A 14,419-nucleotide genomic window follows, 5' to 3' on the forward strand; every position below is an offset into this window, starting at 1 on the left:
TTAAAATAAAAGGAAGAAATGATCGAATGTTGCCGGAAGATTGTAGGTGATGATATGCCGGTTCATTTTTTTGACGCTATTGTGCTTGACATTCTGTCATCCATGAAGGGTGAGCGTTCTCCAAGCGCCGTCTATCATTTATTAAAAGGAAAAAGGTCGTCACAGACGATACAGGACGCCGGTTTATTTGCCGTTTCAAAATACTTCGGCTTTTGTTCGACTCTGTCGAGAGAGCAGGTGTCAGTCAGCGTTCAACAATTGAAGCAGGAGTCTTTGATCAGAGAAAAAGCGGAAAGCGGCGCCTACACCGTCACCGAAAAAGGGGAAGCGGAACTTGCCGGCTTTTTTGCCCTTTACCCGTGGCCCAGCCATTTTCACGGCGGCTTTTATCAGGCGGCAGCCAAAATGATGTGGGCAAGGATGTCGCTTTTGATTCAAGTGCTCTCCAACAAGCTTTACAGCGAACGCGTGTATATCCCGATCGTAAAAGATTATCAGATTCAGAACTGGGTTAAACAGTATTTAAGAAATCGGAATGCCGCTGAAACAGCAGTCCAGTTTCACCAAGAGCTGAAAGAGAAGCTGTCTGTTTTGAATCATGATGAACAGGCCGCTATTTTTGTTCACTCCCTGACATCCGGGGCAAAAGCGGGCTATACATTTAGACAGCTTTCCGAAAAGATGGACCTTGATGAGTGGTACATATATGCACTGTTTTGGGATGTTCTGCATCATTTTATTCAATCCGCCCAAAATGGTGAAAGTCCGCTTTTTCAAACGCTCATTCAGGACATTCCTTTGAAGGATGGTCTGACACAATCGACGAGAAAAACGCTTTATCTTGTAAAAGAAGGGCATACAATAGAACGGATCGCAGACATTCGAAAGCTGAAATCGGCGACGATCGAGGATCACATTGTGGAAATTGCCATTCATGATCCGTCTTTTTCCATCGATCAGTACGTGTCGAAAGAGGAGCAGAAAATCATTGCCGATTATGCGAAAGCGAACCAAACCAATAAAATCAGACAAATTAAAGAGGGGCTCGGCGGCCGATACAGTTATTTTAAAATCCGCCTCGCCTTGTCGAAAACGGTGATCAGGAATGGATAAACTTCATCAGGCACTCCGCCGGTATTTTGGTTATCATACTTTTAAAAAAGGCCAGGAAACGATCATCAAAAGCGTCCTGGAGGGGCGGGACACGGTGGCGATGCTTCCGACAGGAGGGGGGAAATCGCTATGCTATCAGCTTCCAGGGCTGTTGAAAGACGGAACCGTCCTGATCGTCTCACCGCTTTTGTCTTTAATGGAAGACCAGGTGCAGCAATTGAAGATGCGTGGAGAGAAGAGAGCTGCCGCTTTGAACAGCGCATTGACATACCAAGAAAAAAATGACGTGTTCAATCGGCTTCACCGCCTCAAATATCTGTATATTTCACCAGAAGCACTCCAGTCCGGCCAAATGCTGAAAAAGCTTCAGTTGCTCAATGTCAGCCTTTTTGTCGTTGATGAAGCCCACTGCATCTCACAATGGGGGCATGATTTCAGGCCTGATTATTCGAAGCTTGGAGACATCAAGGCGCTCCTCGGTCATCCCGTCACTCTGGCGCTTACAGCGACGGCAACCGAAGCGACATTGAAGGACATTTCAGATATGCTGGGGCTTAAAGACACCAATTATTTGATCCATTCAGTCGATCGTCCGAACATTGCGCTTCATATTGAAAAGCTGCGGGATAACGCTGAGAAGACGGAGCGGCTGACAGAGCTGGTTCAAAAGCTGCAAGGTCCGGGCCTTGTTTATTGCCCGACGAGAAAATGGGCTGAAGAACTGGCTGACAAGCTTCGTGAAGAAACAAAATTGAGAACGGGATTTTATCATGGCGGGATGGAGGCAGGCGACAGGATGCTGATCCAGCAGCAGTTCATCCGCAATCAGCTTGATGTGGTCTGCTGTACAAACGCCTTCGGCATGGGAGTGGACAAGCCTGATATCAGATATGTGATCCATTTCAGCCTCCCGCAGACGATAGAGGCGTATTTGCAGGAAATCGGACGTGCGGGCAGGGATGGAAAGCAGAGCGTCAGCATTTTGCTGAAAGCTCCGGGAGACGAGGAAATCCAGGAGCAGCTCATTCAAATGGAAGCCCTCTCCCAAAGTGATATCGGCTTTTTATACGAAAAGCTTGCCGGAGTGAAAGATGAACGCAGCCGGCGGGAAGTTCTGCAGCTGGCCGGTTTATCGGAAACGCAAGCCCGTCATTTTCTCCATCTATATCAGAAGGTGCATCATCTGGGCGGCGATGGCCAGGCGGTCATTCATAGGGAGATGGACAGCCGCAGGGAGCTCAAATTGAAAAAAGCGGCGGGATTCGCCGCCATTACTGAACGCGAAGGGTGTTTCAGGGAAAGCTTGCTCGCTTATTTTAATGAACAAAAAAAACCGCCTCAAACGGATGAACCGTGCTGTACATCCTGCGGTTTAAGTCTTGAAGCATACGAAGTCAAAGGAGACCGTCCGTCCATGAACAAATTGACAGCGTGGGAAGAAGAATTGGATACCATATTTGCCGCCAGCTGTGATCGTGTATGCTGAAAAAACAGTCGGAAATCATACAGCGCCTGTCAGACAGGGAAATGCTGAAACAGCTCTATTTTTCCCAAATGCTGATGCTTTTTACCGCATTATTGATGGGCATCTTTTTATTTGCTGATGCAGACGCTTTTCTATCGCTTTGGAATCCATCGGACTTGAGCATTCTAAAGTACGGGGCGCCGCTCGCGGCCCTCGTGATCATTGCCGACCTGATGGTGATGAAATGGGCTCCGAAGCATATGTATGACGATGAAGGGATAAATGAAAAGCTCTTTCGTGAACGCTCGTATCCGCATATCGTGATTCTTACCCTTTTCATTGCATTTGCAGAGGAAATATTGTTCAGGGGCGTTATCCAGACGCATTTCGGCCTCTGGGCGGCGAGCATTATTTTCGCGATTTTGCATTTTCGTTATTTAAAAAAATGGCTGCTGTTTGTAATGGTTGTGTCCATCAGCTTTTTGCTCGGATTGAGCTTGGAATGGACAGGGAATTTATTCGTTCCTGTCACGGCACATTTTTTGATCGATGTTGTATTTGCGTGCCAGATTCGTTTTCAACACGTAAGGAGGAGTTCACATGACGGAGATGTCAAGAATAGAGAGGAAGAAGAGGGAGCAGGAGAAGGCCCGCGCTGAAATGAGCCGGGAGGCGGCCGCGGCTGTTGAACTGAAGACACCTGACGATGAGATTCCTTCCAGACAGACTTATCATAAAAAAAAGAAGCACGGCAAAAAAAAGAATAAAGACAGAAATCCACTATTCACGTCTCTTGCAGTCATGTTTGTTTTCATTCCGATCATCGTCTTCGTGGTGTTCATGTACATGCTGAATCAAGGCGGCGATTCCAACCCTGATCAGTATGATGATGTGTTTTATGAAAACAAGTCAAGTGAAACAGGAATGACCAATGAAAATCAAAACGGTGAACAAGAGGCAGATCAAAAGGCGGCTTCGCAGCATACAGCCGCCGCCCTTCAAGAAGAAAAGCTGAAAGAGAACAACCAATCGGAAAATAAAGAGGATGAACCGTCAAAAAAAGACGAGCAAAAGCAAAAAGAAAAAGAGCAGTCTAAAGAGGCAAAAAAAGCTGAGGAGCAGCCTGTTGCTGCAAAGAAGCCCGTACCGAAGCAGCCTGCGGAACAAGAGAAGAAAACGGCAAGCGCAGCTCAAACGCCGCCAGTTCAGCAAACACCGCAGCCCAAAAAGGTGCTGAAGCACACGGTTGGTAAAGAAGAGACGCTTTTCCGGATTTCGATGAAATATTATAAGAACCGGTCAGGAGAGGAAAAAATCCGCAATTACAATCAATTATCAGGCAACAATGTCTACGCCGGCCAGGTCCTGGATATCCCGATTTATTAACAGTGGCATGATTTTGCCCGCGAATACATATACATTGTACTAACAAATAGGACAAGGTGTGAGGACTGTGGGAAGCGAGCTTGAAGAGCTGGACCGTTTTACGGACGAACCGACGAAACAAATGCTCCGCGCCTTAATAAAAAGGAAGAAAAAGTACGAAAACTATGCCAGACAGACATTCAGGTGGCAGGTGCTGGCGGCGATATGCGCGTTTTCGTTTTGTTTGTTTGCAGCGTCAAAAGGGCTCGGGCAAAACGGCTTCCTTTCCGGCTTGCTGAATGACTCCGTCTATCTGCTTTGGATTTTATCGGCCGCTTTTGCATACAGCACCGCTTACTATTTTAAAAAGAAGGAAGAAAAAGCAGAAGGGGAATATCATAAGCTGAGATGCGAGATTATTCAGAAAAGCACGGATTTATGGCCCCAGCCTGAAGAGTGGAAATCAAGGGAAACGGTTTTTAAGATCATGAAACAGCAGTATGACATTAATCTTTATTTCGAAAGCAAATAAAAAAGACGTTTTCTTGTTAAAAGAAACGTCTTTTTGCATCAGGCCGTCTTATCATAAACAAAACAGATTGGAGAATGCACATGATCTATTGGCTCAGTCTGGCTTCGGCCGCTTTCATCGGTCTTGCTGCTTTAGTGTGGAAAATGTCAGCCATCGCGCGCGAAAACCGGCTGTTGAAGGCTGAATTTTCACTCAGACGCCTGGATAGGGAATTGAATGTCTTTTTTATTTCAGATATTCATAGGCGGACAGTCAGCGAAGACATTATTCGTGAAGTGAAAGAACGCGGGGTTCAGCTCGTCATCATCGGCGGCGACTTAGCGGAGGACGGCGTCCCTTATACGAGAATTGAAGAAAATATCAAAAGGCTTTCAAGTTTGGGAAAACCGTATTTTGTATGGGGAAATAACGATTATGAAGTTGATCAGGAAAGGCTCCGTGAAATATTCAAGACACACGGCGTAACAGCTTTGCGCAATGCTTCGGTATTGCATGACCATCAAGGACAAGCCGTCAATATTTGCGGAGTGGATGACATCAGGCTCGAATTGGATGATTACCCGGCAGCTCTCGGCGGCGTGCAGCCGGGCTTTCCGACTATCCTTGTGTCACATAATCCGGAGATTCATCATCAAATACAGGAGGCGGACGGTATTGACCTGATATTGAGCGGTCATACCCACGGAGGACAAATTCGCTTCGGCAGATTCGGGCTCTGTGAAATCGGAGGAACCGGTACCGTTTACAAGGCTCCGTACTTGATCAGCAACGGCTATGGAACATCGAAGCTTCCTCTGCGGCTGGGAGCGAGGCCGGAAACACATCTGATCAAGCTGGTTCCGGGACCCCACATGGAAGGAAACTAATGCTTTTTCACTGAAAAGAAACGAAAAGGCGGCATTGTGCTTGTCTTCCGCCCAAACACAGTGTAAACTGGTATCAAAATTAAGAACCTATGACTCATCATCTCCATATAATAAGATATATGATGTGTGCAAGAAGAGGCAGGAGGGAACGTTATGCGGCTTGAGCGTCTAAATTATAATAAGATCAAAATCTTTCTGACACTTGACGATCTGACAGACCGGGGGCTGACGAAAGAAGACCTTTGGAAAGACTCATTTAAGGTTCAGCAGCTGTTTAAAGACATGATGAACGAAGCGAATACAGAGCTCGGGTTCGAAGCAAATGGCCCAATCGCTGTTGAAGTGTATTCTCTTCAAGCACAAGGAATGGTCATCATTGTCACAAAAAATCAGGAAACAGATGAAGACGATAATGAGTATGATGAGGACTATATTGAAATGCAAGTCAAACTTGGCGAAAGTGTTGACATTATATATGAATTTCAAACATTCGAGCATCTGATTGAACTTTCCAAAAACCTGGACCGCATCGGTATTCAAGGCGGGACAGTCTACCACTACGAGGGCAGGTATTTCTTAAGTCTCGACGATTTTGACTCCCATGAGGTTGACGGCGTGATTTCGATTTTAGCCGAATATGGAAATCCGACGACTTTAACGATTTACAGGCTTCAGGAATACGGAAAGAAAATCATGGAAAACAATGCCGTTCAGACCATTCAGACATACTTCAAATAGCCCTTATTCAAAAAAGATATTCTGCTGTGCTAAACAGCAGTTTTTTTCTGCCGAAAATAAGAATATAACAAAAAAGATTTTTCTTGAATATTTTCACGAAAAATGGTTGATTGTTCTTTGCATGATTAGTGCAAGGGTGTATACTATTCTCTGAAAGGACAACATGCCAGAAAGACTTTAGGAGGTTAACTTATAATGGTAGCCGATCAAAACACCGGTCATACTGAAGAAAACACACATGACGTTTTGAAATCAACGCAAACGGTGATACATAAGGCGCTTGAAAAATTGGGGTATCCTGAAGAGGTGTATGAATTACTAAAAGAACCGATCCGTTTTTTAACGGTGAAAATTCCGGTTCGCATGGACGATGGATCTGTTAAGATTTTCACGGGCTACCGAGCCCAGCACAATGATGCAGTAGGGCCGACAAAAGGCGGCATCCGTTTTCATCCGGGAGTTACAGAAAAAGAAGTTAAAGCGCTTTCTATTTGGATGAGTCTGAAATGCGGCATCATCGACCTTCCATATGGAGGCGGAAAGGGCGGGATCATCTGTGATCCGCGGGATATGTCCTTTCCTGAACTGGAACGTTTAAGCAGAGGGTACGTTCGGGCGATCAGCCAAATTGTCGGACCGACAAAAGATGTACCGGCTCCCGATGTATTTACCAATTCTCAAATCATGGCATGGATGATGGACGAATATTCAAGAATCGACGAATTCAACTCGCCGGGCTTCATTACCGGCAAACCGCTCGTTTTAGGTGGTTCTCACGGCAGAGAATCTGCGACAGCAAAAGGGGTTACAATCTGCATTAAAGAGGCGGCGAAAAAGAAAGACATCGACATTGAGGGAGCTTCTGTCGTCGTGCAGGGGTTCGGAAATGCGGGAAGCTACCTTGCGAAATTCATGTATGACGCAGGCGCAAAGATTGTCGGCATTTCTGATGCATACGGCGGCCTGTATGATCCTGAAGGGCTTGACATCGATTACCTGCTTGACCGCCGGGACAGCTTCGGAACGGTCACAAAGCTGTTTAATGACACCATTACAAACAAAGAACTGCTGGAGCTGGAATGCGACATTCTGGTGCCGGCTGCAATAGAAAATCAAATTACCGCGGAAAACGCCCATAACATCAAGGCGAAGATCGTTGTCGAAGCAGCCAACGGCCCGACGACGCTCGAAGCGACGAAAATTCTTTCCGACCGCGACATTCTTCTTGTACCTGACGTGCTGGCAAGCGCCGGCGGTGTAACCGTATCCTATTTCGAGTGGGTGCAAAACAACCAGGGATTCTACTGGACTGAAGAAGAAGTTGAAGAACGTTTGGAAAAAATGATGGTCAAATCGTTCAACAATATTTACGAAATGGCGCACAACCGCAGAATTGACATGAGGCTTGCAGCCTATATGGTCGGCGTCCGCAAGATGGCGGAAGCATCCCGCTTCAGAGGCTGGATATAGGCTCAAACATTTGCAACAACCCAAAAAATCTCCTATCATAAAATAGGAGATTTTTTGATTTGCCGGATATGACAGGAGATGAACGGAACATGAAAGAAGAAAAAGTGATCATTATCGGCGGCGGCCCCTGCGGGCTTTCAGCAGCTATTCACATGCAAGAGATCGGAATAGATGCACTCGTCATTGAAAAAGGAAATATCGTCAACAGCATTTATCAATATCCTACACACCAAACCTTTTTCAGCTCAAGCGAAAAACTGGAGATTGGCGATGTGGCTTTTATTACTGAAAATCACAAGCCGGTCAGAAATCAGGCGCTTTCTTATTACAGGGAAGTCGCCAAACGGAAAAATCTGCGGATCAACGCGTTTGAGAAAGTTCAATCCGTAACAAAAACAGAGAATAACCAATTTATCGTGGAAACATCAAAGGATACGTATTTGTCTTCATTTTGCATTGTCGCAACGGGATATTATGACAACCCGAACTATATGAATGTACCGGGAGAAGACCTGCCGAAAGTATTTCATTATTTTAAAGAGGCTCATCCGTATTTTGATAAAGATGTTGCGGTTATCGGCGGCAAAAATTCAAGCGTCGACGCGGCAATGGAGCTCGTTAAAGCGGGCGCAAGAGTCACCGTGCTGTACAGAGGGAACGAATATTCCTCCAGCATCAAACCGTGGATCCTTCCGGAATTCCTTTCGCTTGTCAAGCATGGAAAAATCAGAATGGAATTCCGGGCAGTCGTCAAAGAAATTACGGAAGACGGGCTGATTTTTTCTGTCGACGGAAAAGAGACCAGGATCAAAAATGATTTTGTATTCGCCATGACAGGCTATCACCCTGATCACAGCTTTCTTCAAAAAATGGGAGTCAAAATTGACGCAGAGTCGGGCCGTCCTTTCTTTAATGAAGAAACGATGGAGACGAACGAAGAAGGCATCTTCATCGCCGGCGTTATTGCGGCCGGGAACAACGCAAATGAAATCTTTATTGAAAACGGCCGTTTTCACGGCGGCTTAATTGCAGCTGAAATTGCAAAACGGATATAAAAACCGGATATTTTTATGATTTGGATCAGGCAAAAGAGAGCATATTCTATATATAGATGTGCTCTCTTTTTTATCGGCACACAGATCAACAGAAAAGGGGCATCCTGATATGAAAAAGAAAGTAGCTCTTATTACAACGGGAGGCACGATCGCCAGCCGGAAAACTGAAAGCGGCCGGCTTGCGGCAGGGGCGATCAGCGGTCCTGAATTAGCCGAAATGTGCAGCTTGCCGGAAGATGTACAGATCGATGTCTATCCGGCGTTTCAGCTTCCGAGTATGCATATTACATTTCAGCATTTATTAGAGCTCAAACAAACCGTCGAACGCGTGTTTCAGGACGGCAGCTATGACGGCGCAGTTGTGACGCATGGTACGGACACGCTTGAAGAAACCGCTTATTTTTTGGATTTAACCTTGCATGATGAAAGGCCGGTCGTTGTGACAGGTTCACAGCGGGCCCCTGAGCAGCAAGGCACAGATGCATATACAAATATCAGGCACGCCGTTTATACTGCGTGCAGCCCAGATATAAAAGGAGCCGGCACGGTCGTTGTTTTTAACGAAAGGATCTTTAACGCGCGCTACGTTAAAAAAGTGCACGCTTCGAATCTGCAGGGGTTTGACGTATTCGGCTTCGGTTACTTAGGGATCATTGACAATGATAAAGTATACGTCTATCAAAAGCCGTTAAAGCGGGATGTTCATCAGCTGCAAAGACCGCTTCCTGAAGTGGACATCGTCAAATGCTATCTAGATGGAGACGGTAAGTTTATCAGAGCCGCCGTCCGCGAGGGTGTCGCAGGAATTGTCCTTGAGGGAGTCGGAAGGGGACAGGTGCCGCCGAATATGATGGGCGATATCGAACAAGCATTAAATCAGGGAGTATATATCGTCATCACGACGAGCGCAGAGGAAGGCGAAGTTTATACGACCTATGACTATGCAGGCAGCAGCTATGACCTCGCGAAAAAAGGGGTCATCTTAGGCAAGGATTATGACAGCAAAAAAGCGAGAATGAAACTTGCCGTCCTTCTTGCAAGCTATAAAGAAGGCATAAAAGACAAATTCTGCTACTAGGCGGCCTGTTCTTTTTCAATTTCAAAACAATCCGAATCATGGTAGGATAGAATGAGATGAAAAGGAAAGAGGTTTCCTCATGTTCGGAATTATCTCAGCAGGCTTAGCTCCCGGAATCGCACTGTTAATGTATTTTTACTTAAAGGAAAAATATGAATCCGAGCCCATTCATATGGTCATCCGCCTTTTTATACTGGGGGTTTTGCTCGTTTTTCCGACGATGTTTATCCAGTATGTATTGGAAAAAGAACACATTTCTGAGGGCAGTTTTGTCGTTTCATTTTTAACTTCCGGCTTTTTGGAAGAATTTTTAAAATGGTTTTTGCTGATGGTCAGCACTTTTCAGCATATTGATTTTGATGAACACTATGACGGAATCGTATACGGGACAAGCCTCTCATTGGGGTTTGCGACGCTTGAAAATATATTGTATCTCATCGGAAACGGGGTGGAGTACGCCTTTATGCGCGCTTTGCTTCCGGTTTCCAGCCATGCCCTATTCGGAGTGATCATGGGCTTTTACATCGGCAAAGCCCGGTTTTCTGCTAGCAAAACAAAGATGAAATGGCTGCTATGCTCGCTTTTTATTCCGGCTTTGCTTCACGGTCTCTACGATTATATTCTGCTCGCCTTAAAAAACTGGATCTATTTTATGCTGCCCTTTATGGCGTTTCTTTGGTGGTTCGGCTTGCGCAAAGCAAAAAAAGCCCGTTCCGTCAAAACCGATGGACAGCCCCTTCAGCAATAACCGCCCTGTAAAAGGGCGGTTTCAGCGTGTCGACAAACCCTCGCATTCGTTGTCAGGCCTGCGCGTCGGTGCTCACGAATTCCAACATTCGCTGCGCTCCGATGCTCGGCCTTCCTAGACTGCAAGGGTTTTCAATCACGCTGAAAGGATGACAAAATCCCAAAACAAAAGCCGTTTTGGGATTTTGTCAACAATCTGTAACCGCCCTGTAAAAGGGCGGTTTTTTTATTTTTGTAGACAGGCATATTTGCCTAAAGATGAAACAGAAAGGAAAGCGTGTATAAAATCTGCCTCGCTACAAAAGATATGGTTACAAAAATGCTGGAGGAGGCTTAAAACATGAAGTCGAAAGGTTCTTTTTGTTTGAATGTCATTTTATGTACCATTATGGCAACCAGTCTTTCACTTCCATTCAGTCAAAAAAGCGCTGCCTTTTCTGAACAGGTAATACAGCGGGGGGCGACAGGGGATGATGTGATTGAACTGCAGGCAAGGCTTCAATATAACGGCTATTACAATGGCAGAATTGACGGAGTATACGGGTGGGCGACATACTGGGCCGTCCGCAATTTCCAAAATCAGTTCGGCTTAAAGGATACAGACGGCCTGGTCGGGCCGAAAACAAAACGATTTTTAATCAATCATACTAAATATTACAGCGACTACGTGCACAGACAGCTTCGAAAAGGTAACCAATTTACACATTACGGCGGACTGCCGCTGAAGTATCAGACGAAGCCTTCTAAAGAAGTGCAGCAGCAGGCGCGAAAAAAGGCGGAAGCAAGACAGCGGCAGGGCGCACAACAGCAGGGCACTGCCCAGAAACAGCCGCAGCAACAGCAGCAGGCCGCTCCTGCACAGCCGAAAAAACAAACGCAGCAAAAGGCTGCACCTAAACAGCAGGCGCCTAAAAAACAGGATGCCGTTGCAGCCAACATGCCGGGCGGCTTCTCGAACAACGACATCAACCTGTTGGCCCAAGCGGTTTACGGTGAAGCGCGCGGAGAACCGTATGACGGCCAGGTCGCCGTTGCAGCTGTTATATTAAACAGGCTTAACAGCCCTACGTTCCCGAATACGGTGGCGGGCGTTATCTTTGAGCCGCTTGCATTTACAGCTGTTGCGGACGGCCAGATTTATATGACGCCGGATGAAACGGCGAAAAAAGCCGTTCTTGACGCCATCAACGGCTGGGACCCATCAGAAAATGCCACTTACTATTTTAACCCTGACACGGCCACTAGCTCATGGATTTGGGGCAGACCTCAAATTAAAAGGATCGGTAAACACATTTTCTGTGAATAAAAGCGAGGTGCTATAAATGATCAGAGGAATTTTAATCGCCCTTTTAGGTGTCGCCATCGTCGGAACAAGCTATTGGGGCTATAAAGAACATCAGGAGAAAGACGCCGTTTTGCTTCATGCCGAAAACAACTATCAAAGGGCATTTCACGACTTAACTTATCAGGTGGATCAGCTGCATGATAAAATCGGGAGCACGCTTGCGATGAACAGTAAAAAAACGCTGTCTCCCGCTTTGGCGGAAGTGTGGAAAACGACTTCTGAGGCGCATAACAATGTCAGCCAGCTGCCGCTGACCTTAATGCCGTTTAACAAGACCGAAGAGTTTTTGGCAAAGGTCGGAGATTTCAGCTACAAAGCAGCCGTGCGCGACCTTGACAAAGAGCCGCTCAATAAAAAAGAGTACGCATCTTTAAATCAGCTTTATGAAAATTCAAAGGATATACAAAATGAACTGCGTAATGTCCAGCATTTGATTATTGACAAAAATTTGAGATGGATGGATGTAGAGCTTGCGCTCGCGTCCGGCCAAAAACAAAGCGACAATACGATTATTAATGGATTTAAAACCGTTGAAAAAAGCGCAAGTGCATTTTCGGATACGGACTTAGGCGCGACAGAGATGACGAACACGAAAAAAGAGCAGCAAGGGTACGACCATTTACAAGGCAAAAGAATAACCGAAAAAGAAGCACGCAAGATTGCCCAAAAATTCGCTCAGGACAAAAATTACAATATCAAAGTGTCGAAAAGCGGCAAGAAAACGAACAGGGATGTATACAGCATCAGCATGAAGGACCCTGATCAAAAAGCGGATATATATATGGACATTACCGAAAAAGGCGGATATCCGGTTTATCTGATCCAAAACAAAAAAATTAAAGACGAAAAAATCAGCCTAAACGATGCGTCGAACAAAGCCCTTCAATTTTTGAAAAAAAACGGCTATAAAACCGAAGACTTGAAGATGGATGAAAGCTCGCAATACGACGGCGTCGGCGTATTTTCATTTGTTCCGGTTCAGGACGATGTCTGGCTCTATCCGGACAGCATCCGCATCAAGGTCGCGCTTGACGACGGCGAGATTACCGGGTTTAATGCAAAGGATTTCTTAATCTCCCATAAAAAAAGAGACTTGCCGAAGCCGAAATTAACGCTTGAAAAAGCGAAAGCAAGCCTGAATCCCAACGTAAAAGTTCAGGAGACGCGCCTTGCTTTAGTCACGAACGAGCTTTCACAAGAAGTGCTCTGCTACGAAATTCTCGGCACAATTGAAAACGATACATTCCGCATGTTTATCAATACCGAAGACGGCACGGAAGAGAAGGTCCAAAAAATGAAAAGTGCAGAACCGATATATAACGACTTGTAAAACGATAGATCAGAGGGAAAAGGCGTCAACATGCCTTTTCCTTTTTAGCATTCGGAATAATTCGCTGTAAACATTTCCATACTGAACGTATGGGCGGCACGTCCGCCGGTGAAAATTATACATGCCCGGCGCCATAAACTTTCCGGGCAGCGGAGGAATGATATGAAAACAATCGAACGGTTATTATTTAAGATTCTTGTCGTACAGGCGGTCATTTTAATCAGCGTGCAGCTTCTTTTTCATTTCTCCAAGGCTGAACCTTATCTGTCAAAGGTCGTGCAGTATGAAGGCGTGAACAACATGAAAATCGGCGAATGGATCGAGACATTTAAGCCGTAATTCACGCTAAAATCTCCCCTTTTTCGCCTAATACATGATACAATCCTATAAGGAGTACCAGATAGCAAGGAGAGGAATTATGGAAAAGAAATTATGCATTGCAATAGACGGCCCTGCGGCAGCCGGAAAAAGCACCGTGGCGAAAATCGTGGCCAGAAAAAAGTCGTATATTTATATTGATACGGGTGCCATGTACAGGGCGATTACGTATTTAGCGCTGGAAAAGGGCGTTGATTTAACCGACGAAGCGGCGCTGACGGCCCTGTTAAAAAAATCTGCCATCGATCTCACGATTTCGCCTGAAGGAGAACAGAAGGTTTATATCGCAGGCGAAGATGTAACAGAGGCGATCCGCACGGATGACGTGAGCAACCAAGTCTCAATCGTCGCCAAACACGCCGGGATCCGCGAAGAAATGACGAAAAGGCAGCAGCAGCTAGCTGAAAAAGGCGGCGTCGTCATGGACGGCCGCGACATCGGAACCCACGTTCTCCCGAATGCGGAAGTGAAAATATTTCTCTTGGCCTCCGTTGAAGAGCGGGCAAAACGCCGCTTTGAAGAAAACGTCAAAAAAGGGTACAATGTAAATTATGAAACGCTTGCAGAAGAAATCAGGCGCCGTGACAAACTCGATTCAGAACGCGAGATTTCGCCGTTGAAAAAAGCGGACGATGCGCTTGAAATCGACACGACTTCATTGACGATCGATGAAGTGGCCGAAAAAATCCTGCAGGTTGTAGACAAAAAGGCTCAAAAATAAAAAATCCGGGCAAATTACTTATTGTCTGCATGTTTTGACTTGACAAACACAGGCTTTTATTAGAAGTTAGTAATAATAAATCATGTTTTAGAACATTCAAATATCCATTTTTGAATGGTTCTTTAATACATATCGGCTGTCCGGATCGGATATCATTTAGTCCGGAATAACCGTTTTTACAAAAGCTGTGTAGGTTTGGACCAAGGAGGTTATTGA

General features: G+C 45.7%; 15 protein-coding genes. All 15 read left to right on the forward strand.

Annotation, left to right across the window (positions count from 1 at the left end):
* The first annotated feature begins 54 nt into the window (after positions 1-54).
* The 15 genes from H2R00_RS03245 (at position 55) to cmk (ending at position 14,203) form a co-directional block, all read left to right on the forward strand.
* Complete coding sequence (locus H2R00_RS03245) at positions 55-1,113, forward strand: YpbB family protein (RefSeq protein WP_182070452.1); 1,059 nt, start codon at positions 55-57, stop codon at positions 1,111-1,113.
* Entirely contained in the window at positions 1,106-2,599 is a 1,494-nt protein-coding gene (locus H2R00_RS03250; RefSeq protein WP_182070453.1) for a RecQ family ATP-dependent DNA helicase, read from the forward strand. The genes H2R00_RS03245 and H2R00_RS03250 overlap by 8 nt, the downstream gene beginning before the upstream one ends.
* Positions 2,593-3,237, forward strand: coding sequence for a CPBP family intramembrane glutamic endopeptidase (locus tag H2R00_RS03255; protein ID WP_182070454.1), 645 nt, complete (start codon positions 2,593-2,595; stop codon positions 3,235-3,237). The genes H2R00_RS03250 and H2R00_RS03255 overlap by 7 nt, the downstream gene beginning before the upstream one ends.
* Positions 3,179-3,964 carry a LysM peptidoglycan-binding domain-containing protein gene (locus tag H2R00_RS03260; protein ID WP_234111921.1) on the forward strand — a complete coding sequence of 262 codons (786 nt, stop codon included), beginning with the start codon at positions 3,179-3,181 and terminating at the stop codon, positions 3,962-3,964. The genes H2R00_RS03255 and H2R00_RS03260 overlap by 59 nt, the downstream gene beginning before the upstream one ends.
* A 121-nt stretch (positions 3,965-4,085) precedes the next feature.
* The gene (locus H2R00_RS03265) at positions 4,086-4,475 is read left to right on the forward strand and encodes a YpbF family protein (RefSeq protein WP_254115468.1); all 390 of its coding nucleotides are present in this window, start codon (positions 4,086-4,088) and stop codon (positions 4,473-4,475) included.
* A gap of 80 nt (positions 4,476-4,555) precedes the next feature.
* Positions 4,556-5,341, forward strand: coding sequence for a metallophosphoesterase (locus H2R00_RS03270; RefSeq protein WP_182070456.1), 786 nt, complete (start codon positions 4,556-4,558; stop codon positions 5,339-5,341).
* Positions 5,342-5,494: 153 nt separating this feature from the next.
* Entirely contained in the window at positions 5,495-6,079 is a 585-nt protein-coding gene (locus H2R00_RS03275) for a genetic competence negative regulator (RefSeq protein ID WP_154994323.1), read from the forward strand.
* A 195-nt stretch (positions 6,080-6,274) separates the two neighbouring features.
* Entirely contained in the window at positions 6,275-7,549 is a 1,275-nt protein-coding gene (locus H2R00_RS03280) for a Glu/Leu/Phe/Val family dehydrogenase (protein ID WP_043926775.1), read from the forward strand.
* Between the two features lie 89 nt (positions 7,550-7,638).
* A complete protein-coding gene (locus H2R00_RS03285; RefSeq protein WP_154994325.1) occupies positions 7,639-8,604 on the forward strand; it encodes a YpdA family putative bacillithiol disulfide reductase in 966 nt (321 codons plus the stop codon).
* Positions 8,605-8,713: 109 nt separating this feature from the next.
* Complete coding sequence (locus tag H2R00_RS03290) at positions 8,714-9,682, forward strand: asparaginase (protein ID WP_182070457.1); 969 nt, start codon at positions 8,714-8,716, stop codon at positions 9,680-9,682.
* 79 nt (positions 9,683-9,761) lie between these two features.
* Complete coding sequence (prsW, locus tag H2R00_RS03295) at positions 9,762-10,430, forward strand: glutamic-type intramembrane protease PrsW (protein ID WP_182070458.1); 669 nt, start codon at positions 9,762-9,764, stop codon at positions 10,428-10,430.
* 387 nt (positions 10,431-10,817) lie between these two features.
* Positions 10,818-11,735, forward strand: coding sequence for a spore cortex-lytic enzyme (sleB, locus tag H2R00_RS03300; RefSeq protein ID WP_411802210.1), 918 nt, complete (start codon positions 10,818-10,820; stop codon positions 11,733-11,735).
* A gap of 16 nt (positions 11,736-11,751) precedes the next feature.
* Positions 11,752-13,104: a germination protein YpeB gene (gene ypeB, locus H2R00_RS03305; protein ID WP_182070459.1), complete on the forward strand. Its 1,353-nt coding sequence runs from the start codon at positions 11,752-11,754 to the stop codon at positions 13,102-13,104.
* Positions 13,105-13,266: 162 nt separating this feature from the next.
* The gene (locus tag H2R00_RS03310; RefSeq protein ID WP_023857462.1) at positions 13,267-13,443 is read left to right on the forward strand and encodes a YpfB family protein; all 177 of its coding nucleotides are present in this window, start codon (positions 13,267-13,269) and stop codon (positions 13,441-13,443) included.
* A 79-nt stretch (positions 13,444-13,522) separates the two neighbouring features.
* Positions 13,523-14,203: a (d)CMP kinase gene (gene cmk / locus H2R00_RS03315; RefSeq protein WP_182070460.1), complete on the forward strand. Its 681-nt coding sequence runs from the start codon at positions 13,523-13,525 to the stop codon at positions 14,201-14,203.
* Positions 14,204-14,419: the final 216 nt, after the last annotated feature.

Source organism: Bacillus haynesii (assembly GCF_014042035.1).
Classification (GTDB): domain Bacteria; phylum Bacillota; class Bacilli; order Bacillales; family Bacillaceae; genus Bacillus; species Bacillus haynesii.

What these genes read in the sequence shown, in the direction of transcription:
- H2R00_RS03245 (WP_182070452.1), top strand. Translation starts at nt 55, where the DNA reads ATGCCGGTTCATTTTTTTGACGCTATTGTGCTTGACATTCTGTCATCC.
- H2R00_RS03250 (WP_182070453.1), top strand. Translation starts at nt 1,106, where the DNA reads ATGGATAAACTTCATCAGGCACTCCGCCGGTATTTTGGTTATCATACT.
- H2R00_RS03255 (WP_182070454.1), top strand. Translation starts at nt 2,593, where the DNA reads ATGCTGAAAAAACAGTCGGAAATCATACAGCGCCTGTCAGACAGGGAA.
- H2R00_RS03260 (WP_234111921.1), top strand. Translation starts at nt 3,179, where the DNA reads ATGACGGAGATGTCAAGAATAGAGAGGAAGAAGAGGGAGCAGGAGAAG.
- H2R00_RS03265 (WP_254115468.1), top strand. Translation starts at nt 4,086, where the DNA reads ATGCTCCGCGCCTTAATAAAAAGGAAGAAAAAGTACGAAAACTATGCC.
- H2R00_RS03270 (WP_182070456.1), top strand. Translation starts at nt 4,556, where the DNA reads ATGATCTATTGGCTCAGTCTGGCTTCGGCCGCTTTCATCGGTCTTGCT.
- H2R00_RS03275 (WP_154994323.1), top strand. Translation starts at nt 5,495, where the DNA reads ATGCGGCTTGAGCGTCTAAATTATAATAAGATCAAAATCTTTCTGACA.
- H2R00_RS03280 (WP_043926775.1), top strand. Translation starts at nt 6,275, where the DNA reads ATGGTAGCCGATCAAAACACCGGTCATACTGAAGAAAACACACATGAC.
- H2R00_RS03285 (WP_154994325.1), top strand. Translation starts at nt 7,639, where the DNA reads ATGAAAGAAGAAAAAGTGATCATTATCGGCGGCGGCCCCTGCGGGCTT.
- H2R00_RS03290 (WP_182070457.1), top strand. Translation starts at nt 8,714, where the DNA reads ATGAAAAAGAAAGTAGCTCTTATTACAACGGGAGGCACGATCGCCAGC.
- prsW (WP_182070458.1), top strand. Translation starts at nt 9,762, where the DNA reads ATGTTCGGAATTATCTCAGCAGGCTTAGCTCCCGGAATCGCACTGTTA.
- sleB (WP_411802210.1), top strand. Translation starts at nt 10,818, where the DNA reads ATGGCAACCAGTCTTTCACTTCCATTCAGTCAAAAAAGCGCTGCCTTT.
- ypeB (WP_182070459.1), top strand. Translation starts at nt 11,752, where the DNA reads ATGATCAGAGGAATTTTAATCGCCCTTTTAGGTGTCGCCATCGTCGGA.
- H2R00_RS03310 (WP_023857462.1), top strand. Translation starts at nt 13,267, where the DNA reads ATGAAAACAATCGAACGGTTATTATTTAAGATTCTTGTCGTACAGGCG.
- cmk (WP_182070460.1), top strand. Translation starts at nt 13,523, where the DNA reads ATGGAAAAGAAATTATGCATTGCAATAGACGGCCCTGCGGCAGCCGGA.